A 19802-nucleotide genomic window follows, 5' to 3' on the forward strand; every position below is an offset into this window, starting at 1 on the left:
CGCTCCCTCGTTATCCTTGCACCATGCCCCGCCTGTCGCCGCGTTTCCTGCTGCTCGCCGTCGCGTTCACGGGGGCCCTCGCCCACGCGCAGCTCGTGCGGCTGCCGCAGGTCACGCTGCCTTCGCTGCCGCCGCGGCCGGACGTGCAGTTGCCTTCGCGCGAGACGCTGCCCGTGCGGCTGCCCGAAGAGGCCCACCGCGCCGCCCGCATCCTGGATCTGCGCCGGCAGCGCCCGGATGTGATCGAACTCGACCCGCGCGGCAATGCGATCCGGCGCGCCGAACTCCTCTGGCTGTCGCCGGCGCCGCAGGCGCTGGCGCGCGCACGGCAGGCCGGCTTCGTCGTGCTGCAGGACACCACGCTCGCCGAACTGGACGTGCGCGAAGTGCTGCTGCGCGCGCCCGGCGGGCTGGGAACGGGCGACGCCGCGGAGCAGTTGCGCGCCCTGGATCCGCAGGCGCCCGTGGACTTCAACCATCTCTACGTGCCCGGCGCGTCGGGCACGGGGACGGGCGACGCGCAACTGGCGCCGGCGTCCGGAGCCGGCGGTGCGCTGCGCATCGGCCTCATCGACAGTGGCGTGGACGCGCAGCATCCAGCCCTGCGCTCCTCCTCGGTGCAGGCGTGGGGTTGCGACGGCCGTCGCGTGCCCGCCGACCATGGGACCGCCGTCGCGTCCTTGCTGGCGGGCCTCCAGGGGGGCGTGCAGCCGGGCGCGGCGCTGCTTGCCGCGGATGTGTATTGCGGCGATCCGGCCGGCGCGAGCGCGGAGGCGGTCGCGCGCGCGATCGCCTGGCTCCTGCGCGAGCGCGTGCCGGTCGTCAACATCAGCCTCGTCGGGCCACCGAACCGTCTGCTCGAACTCGCAGTGGCCGCGGCCGTCCGACGGGGGCATCTGCTCGTCGCGGCGGTGGGCAACGACGGGCCGGCGGCGGCGCCGCTGTATCCCGCCGCCTACGCTGGCGTCGTGGCGGTGACTGCGGTGAATGCAGCGCACCGCGCCCTGCCGGAGGCGGGCCAGGGCGTGCACGTCGCGTTCGCCGCACGCGGGGACCTGCTGGCCGCCAAGCCGGGAGGCGGGCTCGCTCCCGTGCGCGGCACGTCGTACGCGACCCCGATCGTCGCCGGACGGCTCGCGGCGCTGCTGCGCGAGCCGTCGCCCGACGCGGCATCGGCGGCGGTGGTGGGCCTCGCGCGCGAGGCGATCGATCTCGGTGCCCGCGGCCGCGATCCGGTCTTCGGATTCGGGCTGGTCGGCGACTCAACCGGCGTCGCCTCGCCCTGACACACCGTTACAAGCGCCTCGGCAGAAACGCGCGGGGCCGCTCGTTGTCTTGGCAAGGGACCCGGATGGGCCGGGCTCCCGACTCAAACGCAAGGAGCAACACCATGTCCCGACATCTTCCCCTCGTGCGCACCCTCACGTCCATCCTCGCGCTGGGCGCATGCCTCGCTGGAGCGGGCGCGCATGCCGGCCCGCTGGGCGGCACGCTCGGCGGCGCGCCGAGCCTCGCCCCCACCCTCGGCGGCACCATGAACGGCGCGTTCGGCGCGGGCGCGGGCGGCACCGCGATGGCCAACCTGCCGGTGACGACGTTGGGCGGGCAGGCCGGCGCCGGTGCGCAAGGCGGCCTGCTGGTGGGCACGCCCGCGATCAACGCCCCCGATGCGCGCGGCGGCATAGACGGCGTGCGCGGCACGGGCGGCACCGTGAAGGAGCGCGCGGTCGACAAGGCGCACGACGCCCGCGGCTCGGCCACATCGACCGCGTCGTCGGCCGGCAACCCGGCGCAGGCCGTGGCCGCGAACGCCACGCAGGAATTCGGAAGGCCGATGACCGTCGGCGCTCAGGCCGGCGCGACCGCAGGCACGCAGGGCGGTGCCCAGGCCGGCGCGCAAGGCGGCTCGGGCAACGCAGGGGCGTCTGCCGGTGCCAGCGTCTCGCGCTGAGCGAATGCCTGGGTGAGTGCGCGCGGGCGCGGCCCAGGCCCGCTGGAGCGCGGCGACGAGCCTTGCCCGGTGGATCCTTCTCACCGCACCCGCGACCACCCCAGGCACCCCGCGGCAATCCGCGAGGTGCCCACCCACCACGCCCCGGCCCCGTACAGCGCGTCCGCCTGCTCGCGTCGCGGCAGCCGCACGGCCCACACGGTGCCGCTCGCATCGACCCAGCCCACGCGCGCATTGGCGCGTGCGAGCGCGTCCCACGCCGACGCGGGGCGCGTGCTGGGCGCGAACACGACCAGCACGTCGTCGCCGGCGTTGCGCATCGGCAGCGCGGCGACGATGCCTGCGGCCAGGACGGCGATCGACAACGCGGCGCGTGACCCCTGGCCTCCACCGCCGAAGTGCGGCACCGATCGCAGCAATCGCCAACCGAGCAGCAGGATCGCGACCCCGATCAGTGCCACGCCGATGTCCCACGCGATCGGCTGCGCCGCGTCCATGCGCACGTGGTGCAGGCGCAGCACCCAGTGGAAGAGGACAACGTCCGCCACATGCCAAGCCCCGAAGCCCAGCACCAGCCACGCCCACGGGAGCGCGCCGCCACCCCGTTCGCCGAATGGCCCCCGCGCGCGCCACAGCATCGCCAGCCCGGCGACCGCCAGCGCGTACATCAGCACATGGAAGGCGCCGTCCGCGAAGATCTGCACGCGGATGTCCTGCACGGCCGGGTCGTCGACCGCGCTGAGGAGGTGGTGCCACTGCAGCACCTGGTGGAACAGGATGCCGTCGATGAACCCGCCGAGGGCGATGCCCAGCAGGAGGCCGGCGGTGCGCAAGGAGGAGGAGCTCGCCATGCCGCCGCCGGGGCACGCGGCGTGCCCGCGCCGCCCGGCCCTGCGGCTGGCCTCGTGGTCGTCGCCCACCGCGCGACGCAGCGCCGCGCGCTGCCGCGAGTCGCGACCGCGTAGCGTTCAACAGCAGCTGCAGGCGCCCGCATGCCGCAGGCGGCCATAGCCGCCGTCCTGCGACGCTGCATTTCCGTTCGCCATCCCCAGCAACCGCGGCGACGTCATCACGCGCGCCGCGTCGGCCTCGCACGTCGGGCACGCGGCCGGCGCGTCGCGATCGGCGATGCGGCGCGACACGTCGAACGGCCCGCAGTCGTCGCACAGGAAGGTGTAGAGCGGCATGGCCCGCACGATAGGCCGCGCGGCCCGCGCCGTCCGCGCTGCGTAACCGGTTACCCGCGCGTCCGAATCGGCCGACAGGCAAATGCGCCCGCCGGGACTCAACCGTTGCGACTCCCCGGCCTACTGTGGCAGCACATCATCGAAAGGAGATCAGATGAACGATCGCAAGGACAACCTCTCGAACCGGCCCGAGGCCAAGGACAACAAGAAGGAAGCCGCCAAGACCGGCACCGGCGCAGTGGCCGGTGGCGTCCTCGGTGGGGTGACCGGCGGGGCCGCCGCCGGTGCGCTGGCGGGCGGCATGACCGGCCCGGTCGGCGCAGCGGTGGGCGCGGCCGTCGGTGCCGTGGTCGGCGCCGTCGCGGGCCGCGCCGCGAAGGCCGACCCGAAGGTGGAAGACACGTACTGGCGCGACAACTACAGCACCCGGCCGTACGTGAGCCAGGGCTCGACCTACGAGGACTACGGGCCGGCGTACACGCATGGCGTGAACTCGTACAACCAGGCCCCGGACCGCCACTTCGACGAGCTCGAGCCGCAGATGCGCACCGACTGGGACCGCTCGCGCGGCACCTCGCGCCTGGAGTGGGACCATGCCCGCCCCGCCGCGCGTGATGCGTGGGAGCGCGTGAAGAACGCCGGCGAGCGCGCCATCCCGGGCGATTCGGACGGCGACGGCCGCTAAGCGGCTGCACGCGGCGGGTGCGCCCTGCGCCCGCCGCGCCGACTTCAGAGCCTGAGGACGGTCTTCGCGATCAGCCCCAGCTGGATCTCGGCGGCACCGCCGAAGATCGTGAACGCGCGGCTGTTGCAGTACTCCGGCACCAGGATGTCGGCCAGGCCGCCGTCGAGCGGCCCGCTGCTGCGCCAGCGCACCGCGCCGGCACGCAGCGCCTCCACGCCCAACTCGCCGATCGCCTGCTTCAGGCGGCTGGCGCGCAGCTTCAGGATCGACGCGACCGGCCCCGGGTTGCCGCCGGGTGGCAGGGCCGCCATCGTGCGCAACTCCAGCCACTCGAACGTGTCGAGGTCGGCAGCGACTTCGCCGAAGCGGCGTTGCAGGTCCGCACCGGGCGCACGCAGCGCCTCGGCCACCTTCTTCAGTTGCGCGCGCAAGCGCGGGCTGAAGATGCCCGCACCCCGCTCGAACTCCAGCAGGTACTTCGCGCACTCCCAGCCGGCGTTCTCCTCGCCGACCCGGTTGGCCTGCGGCACGCGCACGTTGTCGAAGAACACTTCGTTCACGTCGTGGTCGCCGCCGATCGTCGCGATCGGCCGCACCGTCAGGCCGGGGCTCTTCATGTCCAGCAGCAGGAAGCTGATGCCCTGCTGCCGCTTGCCTTCGTTGCTGGTGCGCACGAGCGCGAACATCTTGTTCGCATGGTGCGCCTGCGTGGTCCAGATCTTGGTGCCCGACAGGACGTAGTCGTCGCCGTCCTTCACCGCGCGCAGCGACAGCGACGCCAGGTCGGAGCCGGCGTTCGGCTCCGAGAAGCCCTGGCACCAGTAGTCCGCGCCCGAGAGGATGCGCGGCAGGTAGTCGCGCTTCTGCGCGTCGGTGCCGAAGCGCAGGATCACCGGCCCGACCAGGCGCACGCCCATCGGGTGCACGAGCGGCGCGCCGGCCAGCGCGCATTCGGTCTCGAAGATGAAGCGCTGCAGGCCGGTCCAGCCGGTGCCGCCCCATTCCTTCGGCCACAGGGGCACGAGCCAGCCGCGTTCCTGCAGCTTGCGCTGCCACGGGCCGGAGATCTCCGGCTCCGGGTACATCGCGGTCGTGGCGCGCTGCCCCGCCCGCAGGTCGTCGGTGAGGATCGCCGCGAGGAAGGCGCGCACCTCGTCGCGGAACGCCCGGTCGGCCGGGCCGAGGTCGAGGTTCATCGGGTCTCCTCCAGCGTCGCGCTGCGTGCGTAGCCACCATGGGCGAGCAGCGCGGCGCCGAGGTCGGCGGCATGGTCCGCGGCGGCCCCGCCCTGCTGCGCGAACGCAAGCAGATGGCGGAACGTGGCCGCCACCGGCAGCTCCTCGCACACGCCCATTGCGCCATGCAACTGCACGGCTTCCTGCGACACGAAGCGCGCCGCGCGGGCCACCTTGTTCCTCACCGACGCGGCGATCGCGCGGCCGTCGGACGGGTCCCGTGCAAGCCGCATCGCGGCGAGTTCGCAGGCAGCCTCGGCCTCATGCACCTGCACGGCCATCTCGGCCAGCCGGTGCTGCACGACCTGGAACTGCGACAGCGACTGGCCGAACTGGCGGCGCTGCTGCGTGTATTGCGTCGCCTGCTCCAGCACGGCCTGCATCGCGCCCGTGGCCTGCCAGCACTGGGCCACGAGGCCCTCGGCCAGCACCTGACCGAGCTTCGCCTTCGCCTGCGCCGCGTCGCCGACGATCGCATCGGCATCGAGGGCCACGTCGTGGAACACGGCGTCCGCTGCGCGACCCCCATCGGTCGTGTCGTACGCATCCACGGCGACGCCGGCGGACGCCGGGTCGACGAAGAACAGCAGCAGGTCGCCGCCTTCCGCATCGCGTGCGGACACGACCCAGCGCTGCGCGCCGGCGCCGCCGACGACCAGCTGCTTGGCGCCGTCGAGGCGCCAGCCACCGTCCACGCGGCGCGCCCGTGTGCGGCGCGCTTCCCACGGCAGCACGTCCCCCGGCTCCGCATGCGCCAACGCGAGCCGCGCGCTGCCGCCGACGCTGCCCGCCAGCCAGCGCTCCTGCTGCGCCGGCGTGCCGGCGAGTGCGAGCAGCCGCGCCGCTTGCATGGCCGCCGCATAGGGCTCCACCACCAGGTGGCGGCCCATCGCCTGCAGCAGGACGCCGGTTTCCACCGGCCCGCCGCCGAAGCCGCCGTTGGCTTCGGGCAGCGGCAATCCCAGCCAGCCCAGGTCCGCGAAGGCGGACCAGGCGGCGGGTGCGCCACCATCCCGGTGCACGCCGGCTTCGCGCTGGCGGAAGTCGTAGTTGCCCGCAAGCCAGTCCTGCGCGCTGGAGCGGATCAGCCGCTGCTCCTCGGTCAGGCCTTCCTGCATCCGCTCATTCGCCCTTGATGTTGGCGTTCTTGATCACGCGCGCCCACTGGTCGATGTCGCGCTTGATGAAGGCCGAGAACTCCGCCGGCGTGTTGCCGATGATGTCCAGCCCCCAGCCCTTGAAGCGCTCCTTGATCGCCGGGTCCTCGAGCACCTTGGCGGTTTCCTTGTGCAGGCGGTCGACGATCTCGGGCGGCGTGCCGGCCGGCGCGACCAGGCCCAGCCAGGGCATCGCCTCGTAGCCCGGCACGCCCGACTCGGCGAGCGTGGGCAGCTCGGGAACCGACGCCGAGCGCTTGGCCGTCGTCACGCCCAGCGCGCGCAGCTTGCCGGCCTTGATGAAGGGACCCGAGGAGCCGAGCGCGTCGATCATCACGCCGAGCTGGCCGCCGACCAGGTCGTTCAGCGCCGGCCCGGAGCCCTTGTAGGGCACGTGGACCATGTCGATGCCGGCCATGCTCTTGAGCAGCTCACCTTCCAGGTGGGTGGACGTGCCGGTGCCGGTCGATGCGTACGACAGCTTGCCGGGGTTGGCCTTCGTGTACGCGATCAGTTCCTTGACGTTGGCGACCGGCAGCTTGGGGCTGACGACCAGCACGTGCACGACGGACGCGACCTGCGTCACGGGTGCGAAGCTCTTGACGGCGTCGTAGGTGACCTTGTCGTAGATCAGCGGCGCGGTGCCCAGCGACGACGCCGCCATCAGGATCGTGTAGCCGTCCGGCTTGGCGCGCGCCACGTAGTCGGACGCGAGCACCGTGCCCGCACCGGGCTTGTTCTCCACCACCACCGGCTGGCCCAGGCGGGCGCTGAGCTTCTCGCCGAGGGCGCGCGCCAGCAGGTCCGTCACGCCGCCGGGCGGGAACGGCAGGATCATGTGGATCGGCTTGTTCGGGAAGGCCTCCTGCGCCGACGCGGCGCCAGGGGCGATGAACGCGGCCGCGGCGAGCATGGCGGCGGTGAGCTTGAGGGCGATCTTCATGGAATGGCTCCTAGTGGGATGGCTCAGGACTGAAGCAGCACGAGCGCGTCGAGGGCGACGGCGCCCTCGCCTTGCCGGCGGACCTGCAGGGGATTGATCTCGATCTCGCCGGCGCGCGGGCCGAGGGCCAGCGCCGCCGACGACAAGGCGGCAACGGCCTTGCACGCCGCGTCGACGTCCGCGACCGGCCGGCAGCGGAAGCCGTCCAGCAGCGGCCAGGCCTTCAGCGCGCGCAGCATCTCGCCGGCCATCGCTTCGTCGACGGGCAGCAGGCGGTGGCTGGCATCGCGGTACAGCTCGGTGAGCACGCCGCCCAGGCCGACGGTCAGCGCGGGACCGAACACCGGGTCGTGCGTCACGCCCGCGATCAGTTCGGCGACGCCGCCGGCGGCCATCGGGCCGACGAGGACGCCGTCGATGCGCGCGTCCGGGGCGTAGCGGGAAGCGGACGCGAGGATCTCCGCGCACGCGGCGCGCAGCGACGCTTCGTCGGCGATGCCCAGGCGCACGCCGCCGGCTTCGGTCTTGTGCGCGATGTCGGCGCTGAGCACCTTCACCGCCACCGGGTAGCCGATCCGCGCGGCGGCCGCGGCGGCCGCATCGGCGTCAACGGCGGCGACTTCCTGCAGCGCGGGCACGCCGTACTCGGCGAGCAGGCGCTTGGTCTGGTGCTCGTTCAGGCGCGGAGGGAACACGGACGCCGCGCTGCCGGCCTGCTGCTGCGCGCGCAATGCAGCCCAACGCTCGACGGCGGGCTGGCGCGCCAGCCACTGGCAGAACGGCGCCAGCGCCTGGGTGGCGCGACCGATGTCGTCGAACACCGGCACGCCGGCCTGCACCAGCTGCTCGCGGCACTTGGCCGCCCCGGTGTCGATGGCGACGAACAGGCGCGGGGACTTCGCGCACACCTCGGCCAGCGCGTCGGCCATGCGATCGAGCAGGTAGCCCGGTGCGTAGACGATGACGGCGTCGATCTCGTCGGACTTCGCCAGCGCCTCGAAGATCGTGCGCACGAACTCGGGCGAGTTGACGACGTTGCCGGTGACGTCGACCGGGTTCGACACCATGCCGTAGTCGGGGATGCCGGCGCGCAGCGCCTGCTGCAGCGGCTCGGACAGCGTGGGCACGTCGAGGCCGGCGCCGATCACCTTGTCGGCCAGGATCGCGCCGAGCGCGCCCGACATGGTGACGATCGCGACACGCCGTCCGCCGCTGCGCTGGCGGAATCCGCTCAGGTAGGCCAGGTCGGCCATCTGCGCGAAGTCGGTACCGCGGATCACGTTCAGCTGCTCGAACGCGGCCGTGTACAGGGCCAGGTCGCCGGCGAGTGCGGACGTGTGCGAGCGCACCGCCTCGGAGCCCTTGTCGGTCTCGCCGGCCTTGTAGACCACCAGCGGCTTGCGCGCGCGGGCGAACGCCAGCGCGGCGTCGATGAAGCGCGGGCCGTCGCGCAGTTGCTCGACGTAGCCGATCACGCAGTCGGTCTGCCCGTCCTGCGCCATGTACTCCAGGTACTCGGAGAACTCGACGCAGGCTTCGTTGCCCGTGTTGATGAAGTGGCTGACCGTCACGCCCAGGCGGCGCATCAGCGCGAACACCGCGGAGCAGACGTTCCCGCTTTGCGTGATGACGCTCGCGCGGCCCGGCTGCGTTTGCGGCGGCACGTTGCGGAACACCGAGGCGAAGGCGGTGTACGCATGCAGGTTCAGGTTGGCGAACCCCATGCAGTTGGGGCCCGCCACGACCATGCCGGTGCGCTCGGCGAAGGCCTCCAGCGTGCGCTGCAATTGGGCGCCCGCCTCGCCCGCTTCTGCGAAGCCGGCCGCATAGACGATCGCCGCGGGCGTGCCCTTGGCGTGGCAGCGCTCCAGCATCGGCGTCACGTCCTCGGCACCGATGGCCAGTACCACGAGGTCGGGCGCCTCCGGCAGCGACTCGATGTCCGGATAGCAGCGGTAGCCGAAGACTTCCTCGTACTTCGGGTTGATCGGGTAGACGGTGCCCTGGTAGCCGAAATGGCGCAGCAGGTCCAGCGGCATGCCGCCGATGCGGCCGGCGTTGTTGCTGGCGCCGACCATCGCGATCGAGCGCGGCGCGAGCAACGGGTCGAGGCGGTGCGTCATGCCTTGGCGCCCTTCTGGATCGCGCTGGCCAGGCCCGCGTTCTTCGACCGCTTGTATTCCTCGGTGACGTGGCTGAGCTGGTGCACGTCGAAGTGCGACGACAGCGCCTGGCGCATGCCCTGCACGTCGACCGAGCGGTTCAGCGACTTCTTCAGCACCTGCATCGCGAACGGCGGGGCCTTGGCGATGCGCTGCGCCAGCGCCATCGTCTCGTCGTCCAGGCTCGCGGCCGGCACGACCCGGTTGACCATGCCCATCTCGCGCGCCTGCACGGCGCTGAAGCGCTCGCCCGTGAACAGCAGTTCCTTGGCCTGCCGCAGGCCGAGCACCCAGGGATGGATCAGCACTTCCGTCGCGGCAGCGCCCAGCGTGTGCGTGACCGGGTCGCTGAAGAACGCATCGTCGGCCGCGACGACCAGGTCGCACATGTTGGCCACCATCAGGCCGGCCGCGACGCAGGCGCCCTGCACCTGCGCGATCGTGGGCTTCGGGAAGTCCCAGATGCGCATGCAGTAGTCGAAGTAGTGCTGCTGCTCGTAGGCCCAGCGCTCCTCGACGGTGAACTCGGCGCGCTCGGCCTGGGCCTGCTTCAGGTCGTGGCCGGCGGAGAAGTGCGGGCCCTTGGCCGCGAGCACGACGACCCGGGTCGCGGCATCGGCCTGCGCGTCGCGGAACGCGGCGTCGAGCTGGTCCAGCATCTGCTGGCTCTGGGCATTGCGGGCTTCGGGGCGATTAAGCCAGATGCGGCGCACGGCGCCGGCTTGCTCGATCAGCAGGAGGGATTCGCTCATGGGATGGGAAATGGCGGTGGGGTGGTGAAGTGCTGGGGGCATCTTCGGGAGGGTATGCTCACGCTACAAGCACAAACCGGCGCAAATCCCACATCATGAGCACACCGAGTGAAACCCCGGGGGCGCAGAACATGCGCCGCGCGCTGCAGGTGCTGCGCGTGCTGGGGCACCACCACGAGGGCGGCATGAGCGTCAGCGAGGTGGTGGCCGCGACGTCGCTGGAGCGCTCGACCGCGCACCGCCTGCTGACCTGCCTGGTCGAGGAGCGGTTCGCCGATCGCGATGCGGCGACGCGCCGCTATCGCCTCGGCCTGGAAGCGATGCGCCTGGGATTCGCGTCGCTCAGCCGCTCGCCGCTGCTGGCCCGCTACGAGGGCGTGGTACAGCGGCTCGCGCGCATGTCCGAGGACACCGTCTACCTGCTGCTGCGCCAGGGCGACCACACGGTGTGCGTGCGGCGCGAGGACGGCGCCTTCCCGATCAAGATCTTCAGCACGCGCGTGGGCGACACCCGGGTGCTGGGCGTCGGGGTGGGCGGCATGGCGCTGCTCGCGGCAGCGCCCGACGAGGACATCGCGCGCATCCGGGCGCAACACGCGCAGGCGTTCGACGCCGCCGGCCTGACGGCCAGCCGCTTCGAGAAGGTGGTGGCGCGCACGCGCAAGATGGGCTACGCCGAGATGACGGACACCGTCACGCAGGGTGTCGCCGGCGTCGGTGCGGTGATCCCCGACCCCGGCGGCGCGCCGTTCGCCGCGATCTCCATCGCGTCGATCAAGCCGCGCATGACGCCGTCGCGGCGCGCGGAGCTGGGGGCGATGCTGCTGGAGGCGCTGCGCGAGCCGGCGGCGTGAGCACGCGGCGTCAGCCGCTCAGTCCACCGACCATCTCGACCAGCTGCGGGCCGATCTCGGCTTCCAGCTGGCCCTGTTTCACCGCCGACGCCGCGAGCACGCAGTTGAAGACGAACAGCTCTCCCCGCGTCTCGTGCCGGTACGGCACGCCCACCGTGCACACGTCGTGGCGGTAGTCGCCATACGAGAAGCAGAAGCCCAACCGCCGCCAGTCCTCGACCGCGTCCATCGCGCGCGACTGGAACTTGCGGTACGCCTCGGGCGTCTTGACGCGGATCTCGTTCATCAGCGCGCTGCGCTCGTCGGGCGACAGCGCGGCTAGGTACGCGCGCCCGTTGGAGCCCGCGATGATCGGGTGCGACATGCCGATGTCCGAGTAGCGCTGCGCCGAAGGCGACCGGCTGCGGCTGGTCTCGACGTAGACGATGTCCAGCCGGTCGCGCATGCCCAGCGAGACAGAACCACCCAGTTTGTCCGCCAGCTTGCGCATCGACGCGCGCACGACCTGGCGCAGGGGGATGTTGGCCAGCAGCGGATACGCGATCGTGAGCACGGCGCTGCCCAGCCGGTAGCGGCCGGTTTCGCGCTCCTGCTGCAGGTAGCCCAGTTGCTGCAGCGTGTACGTGAAGCGCGAGATGGTCGGCTTCGACATGCCGGTGCGCTGCGCGAGTTCCGCATTTCCGAGCACGGGGCGCTCCGGCGTGAAAGCACGCAGCACCTCGAGGCCGCGGGCCAGGGTCGAAGCGAACTGGCGATCCTGGCCGTCCGGGTTTTCTCGGGGCATGGTTCAGGATAGTCGAACCGTGTTCTGCATGTCAAAACACGGACCCCACCGCCGAGGGGCTTCCTAGCATGGTGGACACCCAAGGAGACAAGCCATGAACTTCGCCAGACACGTGCTGCATGCGATCGTTTGCGCCGGCGCCGCACTCGCCGCCCCGCTCGCCGGCGCGGCCGACTACCCCACCAAGCCGATCCGCCTGATGGTCCCGTTCGGCCCCGGCGGGATCACCGACGTCATCGCGCGGCAGGCGGCCAAGGCCATGGGCGACAAGCTCGGCCAGCCGATCGTGGTGGAGAACAAGCCCAGTGCGGGCCACATCGTCGCCATGCAGACGGTGGCGCAGTCGTCGCCCGATGGCTACACGATCCTGCTTGGCTCCAACACCGGGTTCAACGTCGCGCCCCACATGTACAAGAACCTCGGGTTCGACATCGGGAGCCTGCAGCTGATCGCGCCCGTGAACACCGCGCCGACGGTGCTGGTCGCGCGTCCCGAATTCGCCGGCAATTCGTTGGCCGACCTGGTCAAGATGGGCAAGGCCAAGCAAGGCGGCATCAACTACGCCTCGTTCGGCGTCGGCTCCAGCGCGCACCTGGGGATGGAGATCATCAAGAAGGACCTCGGGCTCGAAGCCACGCACGTTCCGTACAAGGGCGACGCCGGCGTGTACACCGCGCTCATGGGCAAGGAAGTCGACGTCGGCTTCATGACGCTCTTCAGCGCGCAGCAGCGCCTGCGTGCCGGCGAACTCAAGGCGCTCGCGACGCTGCAGGCCGACCGCATCCCGGCCTTCCCGGCCATCCAGAGCACGGTCGAAGCGGGCGCGAAGAACTCCGACCTGCCCGTGTGGATCGCCTTCTTCGCGCCCGCCGGGACGCCGCGCGACGTGATGAAGAAGCTCGAAGACACCCTGCGATCGGTGGTCAGCTCACCCGAGTTCGGGGAATTCCTGCGCAACCGCGGCGCCGAGCCGCTGACGATCACCAACGGGCAGATGACGCAGTTCATGACGGCGCAGACCGCCAAGATCGGCCCGATCGTGCAGGCCATCGGCCTGAAGGCGGAGTGAAGCGCGCATGAGAGTCGTCATCGCCGGCTACGGCATCGGGGGCGCCGCCCTCGCCCTGGCCCTGCAACGCTTCGGCATCGACTACGTGGTGCTGGAACAGGCACCACGCCTGGAGGAAGTCGGGGCGGGCGTCCAGCTCAGTCCCAACGGCGTCGCGGTGCTCAAGCACCTGGGCGTGCACGACGCGCTGGCGGCCGTCGCCTTCCAGCCCAAGGACCTGCTCTATCGCGACTGGCAGTCGGGCGAAGTGCTGATGCGCAACCCGCTCATGCCGCAGATCGACCAGCATTTCGGCTCACCCTACTACCATGCGCACCGTGCGGACCTGCTGGGCGTGCTCAAGGGCGCGCTCGAAGGGGACCGCGTCCGCCTGGGCTGCCGCATCACGTCGGTCGAGCAATCGGGCGGCGAGGTGCGCGCGAGGCTCGCGGACGGGACGGTCGAGTCCGGCGACGTGCTGGTGGGCGCCGACGGCATCCATTCGCTCGTGCGCAGCCAGTTGTTCGAAGCCGATGCGCCGCAGTCCTCGGGCTGCATCGCCTGGCGAGGCCTGGTCGATGCGAACGACGCCAAGCACCTGGGCATCACGCCATCCGCACACATCTGGATGGGCCCCGGCCACAGCGCCGTCATCTACTACGTGTCCGGCGGTCGCAAGATCAACTGGATCTGCATCGGCAGCTCGCCGGCGGAGCGCAAGGAGTCCTGGTCGGCGACGGCCACGGTGGCTGAAGTGCTGCAGGAATACCGCGGCTGGAACAGCGAGGTGCTGGACCTCGTGAAGCTCACCGCGAAACCGTTCGTGACGGCGCTCTACGACCGCGCGCCGCTCAAGTCCTGGGTGCGTGGGCGCGTCGCACTGCTCGGGGATTCCGCGCACGCCATGCTGCCCTACCACGCGCAAGGCGCGGTGCAAAGCATGGAGGACGCGTGGGTGCTGGGCCGGTTGCTCGACCTCGAGCGGAACGCGGACACCGCGCTGGCGCGCTACCAGGACCTGCGGATGGACCGCGCCACGCGCGTGCAGGGCCAGTCGCGCGCCGCGGAGCACCGCTTCCACCTGAGCGACCCGGCCGAGGTGGCCGAGCGCAACGCGAAGTTCCGCAAGTACGACGCGCAATACAGCGGCGGCTTCCTGCCGCAGCAGGAATGGCTGTTTGGCTACGACGCGGACAAGGCCGCGCGCGGCACGGACGACAAATGGCGCGCGCTGCGCGCATGGTGAACGCAATGGAACACATCCTCTATGAAGTCCAGGACGGCGTCGCGCGCCTCTGGCACAACCGGCCGCAGGCTCGCAATGCCGAGAGCCAGGGCCTGCTGCAGGAACTGGACGATGCGCTGAAGATGGCCGTCGCCGACGACGCCGTGCGTGTCATCGTCATCGCCGGCAAGGGCGAGCACTTTTCCGCCGGCCACGACCTGAAGGAAGCCGCGATGAAGCGCAGCAACTTCACGGTCGAGGAGCGCTGGGCCTTCGAGGAGCGCTACTACCTCGGCTACGCGATGAACATCTGGGATTGCCCGAAGCCCACCATCGCGCAGGTCAACGGGGCGTGCATCGCCGGCGCCTTCATGGTCGCCAACATGTGCGACATGGTCGTTGCGTCCGAGGACGCGTTCTTCTCCGACCCGGTGTGCCACACGCTCGGCGCGGCGGCCGTGGAAGTGCTGGTCCACCCATGGGTGCTCGGCGCGCGCAAGGCGAAGGAGCTGCTGTTCACCGGGGGCCGCATCACGGCGCGCGAGGGCCTGGAGATGGGCATGGTCAACAAGGTCGTGCCCCGCGAGCAGCTCGAGGCCGAGGCGATGGCCATGGCGCAGCGCATCGCACAGTGCGACCCGTTCGCGCTGCGCCTGGTCAAGCGGTCGATCAACCGCGGCCTGGACATGCAGGGCTTCCGCAGCGCGATCCAGGCGCACTTCGACACCCACGAGCTGAGCCACCTGTCCGAGGGCTTCCAGCGCCGCCGGGCTGAAGGCCTGGCGAACGCGATCCAGCGCACGCCGCAGGCGGACAAGGCCTGAGGCGATGGATCGCAACGACACCAGCGCCATCGCGGATGGCGTGCGGCAGCTGTACGCCGGCTGGGGCAAGGGCGTGGGCATCGCCGAGATGCGCCGCCAGTGGGAACACTTCGTGGCCCCGAAGCGCGTCACGATCGCGACCGAAGACGTCGAGGCCAACGGCGTCCGCTGCCGCTGGGTGCGCGCGTCCGGCTGCGACACGCGCCACGCCATCCTGTTCCTGCACGGCGGCGGCTACCAGATCGGCTCGGTCGACTCCCACCATAACCTGATGGCCGCGCTGTCCGCCGCGTCGGGCTGTGCGGTCCTCGGCGTCGACTACCGGCTCGCGCCGGAGCACCGCTTTCCCGCGGCCGTGGACGACGTGTTGGCCGCATGGCAGTGGCTGGCGTCGCAGGGGTTCGCCCCTGGCCAGGTGGCGGTCTGCGGCGACTCGGCAGGCGGCGCACTGGGCATCGCGCTGATGACCATCCTGCGTGACAAGTCGCTGCCCCTGCCCGCGTGCGCGGTGGCGATGTCGCCCTGGGCCGATCTCGAGGCGCACGGCGACTCCTTCCGCTCGAACGCCGAGCACGATCCGGTCACGCAGCGCGAGGTGCTGCTCGTCATGGCCCGCACCTACCTGGGCCGCAGCGGCGACCCCCGCGACCCGCTCGCTTCGGTCGTGCACGCCAACCTCTCGCGCCTGCCGCCGCTCCTGGTGCAGGTGGGCAGCAATGAAGTCCTGCTGGACGACGCGAGGCAACTTGCTGCCCGCGCGCAGGAGCAGGGTTGCGCCGTCACGCTCAGCGAATGGGACGGCATGTTCCACGTCTTCCAGCTGTTCACCGGCCGGCTCCGGCAAGCCGACGCCGCCATCACGGAGGCAGGCGCGTTCCTGCGCACCCACCTCCATCCCCGAGACACCGACCGGATTTCCCGATGACCACTGCACTCGGCCACATCAAAGTGCTGGACCTCACACGGGTCCTCGCCGGCCCCTGGGGCACCCAGATCCTCGCGGACCTCGGCGCCGACGTCACCAAGATCGAGCGGCCCGGCCCGGGCGACGACCTGCGCGCCTGGGGCCCGCCCTTCCTGAAGGACGCCGACGGCGTCGAGACGCGCGACGCCGCCTACTTCCTCAGCGCCAACCGCGGCAAGAAGTCGGTCACGCTGGACATCGCCACGCCCGAGGGCCAGGAGATCATCCGCAAGCTCGCCGCCGAAGCCGACGTGCTGGTGGAGAACTACAAGGTCGGCACGCTGGCGCGCTACGGCCTGGGCTACGAGCAGCTGCGTGAACTGAACCCGCGGCTGGTCTATTGCAGCATCACCGGCTTCGGCCAGAGCGGCCCCTACGCCCACCTGCCCGGCTACGACTACATCTTCCAGGGCATGGGCGGGCTCATGAGCATCACCGGCCTGCCCGACGGCGAGCCCGGCGGCGGGCCGCTGAAGACCGGCATCCCGATCACGGACATCGTGACCGGCATCTACGCCGCGACGGCGATCCTCGGCGCGCTGGAACACCGGCACGTGAGCGGCCGCGGCCAGCACGTGGACATCGCGCTGCTGGATTGCCTGGTGAACGTCACTGCCTGCGCATCGCTGAACTACTTCCTGTCCGGCAAGGTGCCGCAGCGCCTGGGCAACGGCCACTCGAACATGGTCCCGTACCAGGTGTTTCGCTGCAAGCAGGGCGACATCATCATCGCCGTCGGCAACGATGGCCAGTACCGCACGTTCTGCGAGCTGATCGGCCGGCCCGAGCTGGCAGCGGACCCGCGCTTTTCCAGTTCCGCCCAACGCAGCCGCAATCGCGAGGCACTGGTGCCCCTGGTCGCCGAGGCGATGCTGCAGAAGACCATGGCGGAGTGGGTACCGCTGCTGGAAGCGTCGAACGTGCCGTGCGGGCCGATCAACGACCTGCGCCAGGTGTTCGAGGATCCGCAAGTGCGCCACCGGGGCCTCAAGCTCGACCTGCCGCACGCGTCGGGCGTCGACTCGCCGGCGGTCGCGAGCCCGATCCGCTACTCCGACTCGCCGATCCAGTACCGCGAAGCCGCCCCGCGCCTGGGCCAGCACACCGACGACGTGCTGCGCACGCAGGCAGGACTGGATGACGCGCAGATCGCCAGGCTGCGCGAGATGGGCATCGTGTGAGCTCGGACGTCCTGCGCTACGAACTCGCGGGCACGACGGCCGTCCTGACGCTGCACCGGCCGGAGCAGCGTAACGCGCTCGACGATGCGTTGCGTGACGCGCTGGCCGCCGCCATCCGCCGCACGCGCGACGACCCGCAGGTCCGCGCCGTGGTCCTCACCGGCGCCGGTGGCCACTTCTGCGGGGGCGGCGACGTGAAGACGCTGCAGGCCATGGGCGACGACCCGGACCTGGCGCTCGCCACGCGCGCGCGCATGCAGGCGCTGCACGGCTGGTTCGGTGAATTGGTCGATCTCGAGAAGCCGGTGGTCGCCGCCGTCGATGGAGCCGCGTTCGGCGCCGGCCTGTCGTTGGCGCTTGCAGCCGACCACGTCATCGTCTCGCCACGCGCGAAGCTGTGCGCGGCATTCGGCCGCATCGGCCTGGTGCCCGACGCGGCGGCGATGTACCTGCTGCCGCGCCAGGTCGACCTGGCGCGCGCCAAGGACCTGGTGTTCACGGGGCGCGTCGTCGAAGCGCAGGAAGCAGTCGCGATCGGCCTGGCGCATCGCATGGCGGACGACGTCCGTGACGCCGCGATCGCCACCGCTGTGGCGTTCAGCCAGTTGCCTCCCGCCGCCACCGGCATGGCCAAGGCGATCATGAACCGGAGCTTCGAAAGCTCGCGCGAGCAGGTGCAGGCGCAGGAAGCGCTGGCCCAGGCCGCGTGCCGCACGAGCGAGGCGCATCGCGCTGCACTCGCGCGCGCCCTGCAGCGCTAAGTCCGCCGCGCCATCGCCAGCCACTGCGCAGCAGGCAGATCCCAGCGGTCCTCGATGGCTTCGGCGCGCGCAGCGAGCACGTCTTCCGGCGGCACGTCGCCGCGATGCGCCAGCACGACCACGTTACCGGCCGCGGTAGGCGGGAACTGCCAGACCGCGCGCGGCTGCAGGCCGACGCGCAACCGGGCCACGCTGGCTCGCGCATCCATCGCAGCACCCACCAGGTTCACCGCCAGCGTGCCGCCCTCGCGCAGGCAGGTCCGGCACGCGGCGTGGAACGGTTCGTCGTCGAGCGCAGGCCGCTCGACCGCCGCGTCGTACGCGTCGACCTGGATCACGTCGGCGCCTCGCTGGCAGGCCGTGACGTAGTCGCGCGCATCCGCATGCACGAGGCGCAGGCCGTCGCCCTCGCGCGGCAGGTCGAAATGCGCATGGCAGGCCTCGATCACCTCGTGGTCGATCTCCACCGCGGTCGCTTGCATCCCGAGCACGCGCCACGCGAACTTCGTCAGCGACCCCGCGCCCAGCCCGAGCGTGACGACGTGCTGCCGCCCGAGCGTGTCCACGTCATGGAAGAGCAGCCAGCCGAACATGCGCACCGCGTACGCCATCTCCAGCGCGTCGGGGTCGTCGAGGCGCATCGCGCCCTGGCACCAAGGCGTGCCGAAGTCGAGCAGTCGCAAGCCGTCTTGTTCGCGGATCCGGATCATCGATCTGTCGTTCCCGCGGAGGCGGGAATCCAAGGCGTCCATTCTCGCCATCACTTCACCTCAGCCTTCGGCTCCGCCCACCGCGGCGCCCAATCCACCCCGGCGATCGCCTGCGCCAGCACCAGCTTCCGCTCGCGCGACATCCCCTTCAATGCCAGCGCCACCCACTGCGTACGTGCGAGGTTGATCTGCCCCGTCTCCGCCCAGCGCCGCGCTTCCTGCTGCGGGTTGTGCAGCATCGCCGCCAGCCAGCTCGCCTGCCCCGGCTTCAGGTCGCGTGCGCGGACGCCCAGGTAGTGCATCGCAGCTGCGTCTGCGCCGCACAGGCCTTCGCCCCAAGGCGCGGTGTCGAGGTACAGCCGCAGGATGCGCGCCTTGCCCAGCGTACGCTCCATCTCCACGGCGTACAGCAGCTCGCGCAGCTTGCGCACCGGGCTGCGCTCGCCGCCGGCGACCAGGAGCTTGGCCACCTGTTGCGACAAGGTGCTGGCGCCACGCTCGACCCGCTGCGCTTCCTCGTTGCGCACCAGCGCCGCCGCCATCTCGCGCAGGTCGTAGCCGGGGTGCTCCCAGAAGCGCTGGTCCTCGGCGGCGATCACCGCGCGCGCGATCCAGTGGTCGGCCGTCAGGCGGCTGTCGCGGCGGCCGCAGGCGTTGACCGCATTCGCCCAGCTCTCGGTGCCGAGCCCTGCGACCTGGAAGCCTTCGATCCGCGGGCTGATCGCGAGCGTGCCGGCCGGCAGCGAGAACTCTGCGGTGAGCGAGAAGCGGCCTTCGATGTGCGCGCGCCGGACCTCCGGCACCTGCGCGGCGACCAACGCATAGCCGTCGGCCAGCGAGGTCCAAGGCACGTCGAGCCGCACCTGCATGCGGTCGGCCTGCAGGGAGCCGCGCCATTGGCCCTGCACCCGGCCGGCGTGGATCTCGCCCGCCAGCCGGTCCATGTCCCGCCGTACGGTGAACGCGACCTCGTCCAGTTGCAGCGCCTCCGTGCCCAGGCCCGGCGGCTGCAGCACGCAGGGTCGGCAGCGCACGTGCAGGACGCCGTCGCGCCAGGCGAACGCGAGGCGACCGTGGCGCGTCGGCAGTGAGTGGCCGGCGAGCAGCGGTCCGCCCCACCACGAAGTCGCAAGCCGGATCGCGGAGGGCACGCCGACGGTCATGCGGACGGGTCCGGCCGCGACGGGGACGGACCACTCGCCAGGGAGCGGCGCGAGCGCGGCGCGGATGGCGAGGAAGGCGCCGAGCACGGCGGCGACGAGCAGCGTGAGAAGGATGGCGAACCACATGAGGATGCGTGTTCCGTGGAAGTTGTCATTGCGGGCTTGACCCGCAATCCACACGAAGGGGCGCCAGCCCCGCATGGACGACGACAGTGA

Annotated in this window: 20 protein-coding genes; 10 read left to right on the forward strand and 10 right to left on the reverse strand. The window is 71.4% G+C overall.

Annotated features, from left to right (window positions below; all coding sequences use genetic code 11):
• Window positions 1–23: 23 nt before the first annotated feature.
• Complete coding sequence (locus I8E28_RS13955) at window positions 24–1286, forward strand: S8 family serine peptidase (protein WP_200788652.1); 1263 nt, start codon at window positions 24–26, stop codon at window positions 1284–1286.
• A 104-nt stretch (window positions 1287–1390) separates the two neighbouring features.
• Window positions 1391–1951 carry a hypothetical protein gene (locus I8E28_RS13960; protein WP_200788653.1) on the forward strand — a complete coding sequence of 187 codons (561 nt, stop codon included), beginning with the start codon at window positions 1391–1393 and terminating at the stop codon, window positions 1949–1951.
• Between the two features lie 80 nt (window positions 1952–2031).
• On the opposite strand, the gene I8E28_RS13965 is transcribed toward I8E28_RS13960, so the two are convergent.
• Complete coding sequence (locus tag I8E28_RS13965; protein WP_200788654.1) at window positions 2032–2802, reverse strand: DUF2243 domain-containing protein; 771 nt, start codon at window positions 2800–2802, stop codon at window positions 2032–2034.
• A 117-nt stretch (window positions 2803–2919) separates the two neighbouring features.
• Window positions 2920–3138, reverse strand: coding sequence for a zinc ribbon domain-containing protein (locus I8E28_RS13970; protein WP_200788655.1), 219 nt, complete (start codon window positions 3136–3138; stop codon window positions 2920–2922).
• Between the two features lie 154 nt (window positions 3139–3292).
• On the opposite strand from I8E28_RS13970, the gene I8E28_RS13975 reads away from it, so the two are divergent.
• Window positions 3293–3823: a hypothetical protein gene (locus tag I8E28_RS13975; RefSeq protein ID WP_200788656.1), complete on the forward strand. Its 531-nt coding sequence runs from the start codon at window positions 3293–3295 to the stop codon at window positions 3821–3823.
• A gap of 44 nt (window positions 3824–3867) precedes the next feature.
• Here the strand turns inward: I8E28_RS13975 and I8E28_RS13980 are convergent, their stop codons facing one another.
• Genes I8E28_RS13980 through I8E28_RS14000 form a run of 5 tightly spaced genes read right to left on the reverse strand, consistent with a single transcriptional unit; the run spans window position 3868 to window position 10072 of the window.
• Entirely contained in the window at window positions 3868–5019 is a 1152-nt protein-coding gene (locus I8E28_RS13980; RefSeq protein ID WP_200788657.1) for an acyl-CoA dehydrogenase family protein, read from the reverse strand.
• The gene (locus I8E28_RS13985; RefSeq protein ID WP_200788658.1) at window positions 5016–6176 is read right to left on the reverse strand and encodes an acyl-CoA dehydrogenase family protein; all 1161 of its coding nucleotides are present in this window, start codon (window positions 6174–6176) and stop codon (window positions 5016–5018) included. Before I8E28_RS13985 ends, I8E28_RS13980 begins: the two co-directional genes overlap by 4 nt.
• 4 nt (window positions 6177–6180) lie before the next feature.
• The gene (locus tag I8E28_RS13990; RefSeq protein ID WP_200788659.1) at window positions 6181–7158 is read right to left on the reverse strand and encodes a Bug family tripartite tricarboxylate transporter substrate binding protein; all 978 of its coding nucleotides are present in this window, start codon (window positions 7156–7158) and stop codon (window positions 6181–6183) included.
• 23 nt (window positions 7159–7181) lie between these two features.
• Entirely contained in the window at window positions 7182–9281 is a 2100-nt protein-coding gene (locus I8E28_RS13995) for an acetate--CoA ligase family protein (RefSeq protein WP_200788660.1), read from the reverse strand.
• Complete coding sequence (locus I8E28_RS14000; protein WP_200788661.1) at window positions 9278–10072, reverse strand: enoyl-CoA hydratase; 795 nt, start codon at window positions 10070–10072, stop codon at window positions 9278–9280. The genes I8E28_RS13995 and I8E28_RS14000 overlap by 4 nt, the downstream gene beginning before the upstream one ends.
• 95 nt (window positions 10073–10167) lie before the next feature.
• Between I8E28_RS14000 and I8E28_RS14005 the strand changes: the two genes are divergently transcribed.
• Window positions 10168–10926: an IclR family transcriptional regulator gene (locus I8E28_RS14005; protein ID WP_200788662.1), complete on the forward strand. Its 759-nt coding sequence runs from the start codon at window positions 10168–10170 to the stop codon at window positions 10924–10926.
• A gap of 10 nt (window positions 10927–10936) precedes the next feature.
• Here I8E28_RS14005 and I8E28_RS14010 read toward each other — a convergent pair whose 3' ends face one another.
• Window positions 10937–11710 carry an IclR family transcriptional regulator gene (locus I8E28_RS14010; protein WP_200788663.1) on the reverse strand — a complete coding sequence of 258 codons (774 nt, stop codon included), beginning with the start codon at window positions 11708–11710 and terminating at the stop codon, window positions 10937–10939.
• A gap of 94 nt (window positions 11711–11804) precedes the next feature.
• Between I8E28_RS14010 and I8E28_RS14015 the strand changes: the two genes are divergently transcribed.
• The 6 genes from I8E28_RS14015 to I8E28_RS14040 are packed head-to-tail and all read left to right on the forward strand — an operon-like array spanning window position 11805 to window position 17713.
• Complete coding sequence (locus I8E28_RS14015) at window positions 11805–12779, forward strand: tripartite tricarboxylate transporter substrate binding protein (RefSeq protein ID WP_200788664.1); 975 nt, start codon at window positions 11805–11807, stop codon at window positions 12777–12779.
• Window positions 12780–12786: 7 nt separating this feature from the next.
• Window positions 12787–14004 carry an FAD-dependent monooxygenase gene (locus I8E28_RS14020; protein WP_200788665.1) on the forward strand — a complete coding sequence of 406 codons (1218 nt, stop codon included), beginning with the start codon at window positions 12787–12789 and terminating at the stop codon, window positions 14002–14004.
• 5 nt (window positions 14005–14009) lie between these two features.
• Window positions 14010–14807, forward strand: coding sequence for an enoyl-CoA hydratase (locus I8E28_RS14025; protein ID WP_200788666.1), 798 nt, complete (start codon window positions 14010–14012; stop codon window positions 14805–14807).
• 4 nt (window positions 14808–14811) lie between these two features.
• On the forward strand, window positions 14812–15732 hold the full coding sequence (locus I8E28_RS14030; RefSeq protein ID WP_200788667.1) for an alpha/beta hydrolase: 921 nt from the start codon (window positions 14812–14814) through the stop codon (window positions 15730–15732).
• Window positions 15729–16952, forward strand: coding sequence for a CaiB/BaiF CoA transferase family protein (locus I8E28_RS14035; protein ID WP_200788668.1), 1224 nt, complete (start codon window positions 15729–15731; stop codon window positions 16950–16952). The genes I8E28_RS14030 and I8E28_RS14035 overlap by 4 nt, the downstream gene beginning before the upstream one ends.
• Window positions 16949–17713, forward strand: a complete 765-nt coding sequence (locus I8E28_RS14040) for an enoyl-CoA hydratase-related protein (RefSeq protein WP_200788669.1) — start codon at window positions 16949–16951, stop codon at window positions 17711–17713. Before I8E28_RS14035 ends, I8E28_RS14040 begins: the two co-directional genes overlap by 4 nt.
• On the opposite strand, the gene I8E28_RS14045 is transcribed toward I8E28_RS14040, so the two are convergent.
• Both I8E28_RS14045 and I8E28_RS14050 read right to left on the reverse strand, forming a co-directional pair.
• Window positions 17710–18423, reverse strand: coding sequence for a spermine/spermidine synthase domain-containing protein (locus I8E28_RS14045; RefSeq protein ID WP_200788670.1), 714 nt, complete (start codon window positions 18421–18423; stop codon window positions 17710–17712). The two genes, I8E28_RS14040 and I8E28_RS14045, sit on opposite strands and share 4 nt — an antisense overlap.
• A gap of 50 nt (window positions 18424–18473) precedes the next feature.
• On the reverse strand, window positions 18474–19712 hold the full coding sequence (locus I8E28_RS14050) for a biosynthetic peptidoglycan transglycosylase (protein WP_239027241.1): 1239 nt from the start codon (window positions 19710–19712) through the stop codon (window positions 18474–18476).
• Between the last annotated feature and the right edge of the window lie 90 nt (window positions 19713–19802).

It is taken from the genome of Ramlibacter algicola (genome assembly GCF_016641735.1).
GTDB classification, from domain to species: Bacteria; Pseudomonadota; Gammaproteobacteria; order Burkholderiales; family Burkholderiaceae_C; genus Ramlibacter; species Ramlibacter algicola.

Coding starts and splice junctions, on each gene's coding strand:
- I8E28_RS13955 (WP_200788652.1), top strand. CDS start 24: ATGCCCCGCCTGTCGCCGCGTTTCCTGCTGCTCGCCGTCGCGTTCACG.
- I8E28_RS13960 (WP_200788653.1), top strand. CDS start 1,391: ATGTCCCGACATCTTCCCCTCGTGCGCACCCTCACGTCCATCCTCGCG.
- I8E28_RS13965 (WP_200788654.1), bottom strand. CDS start 2,802: ATGGCGAGCTCCTCCTCCTTGCGCACCGCCGGCCTCCTGCTGGGCATC.
- I8E28_RS13970 (WP_200788655.1), bottom strand. CDS start 3,138: ATGCCGCTCTACACCTTCCTGTGCGACGACTGCGGGCCGTTCGACGTG.
- I8E28_RS13975 (WP_200788656.1), top strand. CDS start 3,293: ATGAACGATCGCAAGGACAACCTCTCGAACCGGCCCGAGGCCAAGGAC.
- I8E28_RS13980 (WP_200788657.1), bottom strand. CDS start 5,019: ATGAACCTCGACCTCGGCCCGGCCGACCGGGCGTTCCGCGACGAGGTG.
- I8E28_RS13985 (WP_200788658.1), bottom strand. CDS start 6,176: ATGCAGGAAGGCCTGACCGAGGAGCAGCGGCTGATCCGCTCCAGCGCG.
- I8E28_RS13990 (WP_200788659.1), bottom strand. CDS start 7,158: ATGAAGATCGCCCTCAAGCTCACCGCCGCCATGCTCGCCGCGGCCGCG.
- I8E28_RS13995 (WP_200788660.1), bottom strand. CDS start 9,281: ATGACGCACCGCCTCGACCCGTTGCTCGCGCCGCGCTCGATCGCGATG.
- I8E28_RS14000 (WP_200788661.1), bottom strand. CDS start 10,072: ATGAGCGAATCCCTCCTGCTGATCGAGCAAGCCGGCGCCGTGCGCCGC.
- I8E28_RS14005 (WP_200788662.1), top strand. CDS start 10,168: ATGAGCACACCGAGTGAAACCCCGGGGGCGCAGAACATGCGCCGCGCG.
- I8E28_RS14010 (WP_200788663.1), bottom strand. CDS start 11,710: ATGCCCCGAGAAAACCCGGACGGCCAGGATCGCCAGTTCGCTTCGACC.
- I8E28_RS14015 (WP_200788664.1), top strand. CDS start 11,805: ATGAACTTCGCCAGACACGTGCTGCATGCGATCGTTTGCGCCGGCGCC.
- I8E28_RS14020 (WP_200788665.1), top strand. CDS start 12,787: ATGAGAGTCGTCATCGCCGGCTACGGCATCGGGGGCGCCGCCCTCGCC.
- I8E28_RS14025 (WP_200788666.1), top strand. CDS start 14,010: ATGGAACACATCCTCTATGAAGTCCAGGACGGCGTCGCGCGCCTCTGG.
- I8E28_RS14030 (WP_200788667.1), top strand. CDS start 14,812: ATGGATCGCAACGACACCAGCGCCATCGCGGATGGCGTGCGGCAGCTG.
- I8E28_RS14035 (WP_200788668.1), top strand. CDS start 15,729: ATGACCACTGCACTCGGCCACATCAAAGTGCTGGACCTCACACGGGTC.
- I8E28_RS14045 (WP_200788670.1), bottom strand. CDS start 18,423: ATGATCCGGATCCGCGAACAAGACGGCTTGCGACTGCTCGACTTCGGC.
- I8E28_RS14050 (WP_239027241.1), bottom strand. CDS start 19,712: ATGTGGTTCGCCATCCTTCTCACGCTGCTCGTCGCCGCCGTGCTCGGC.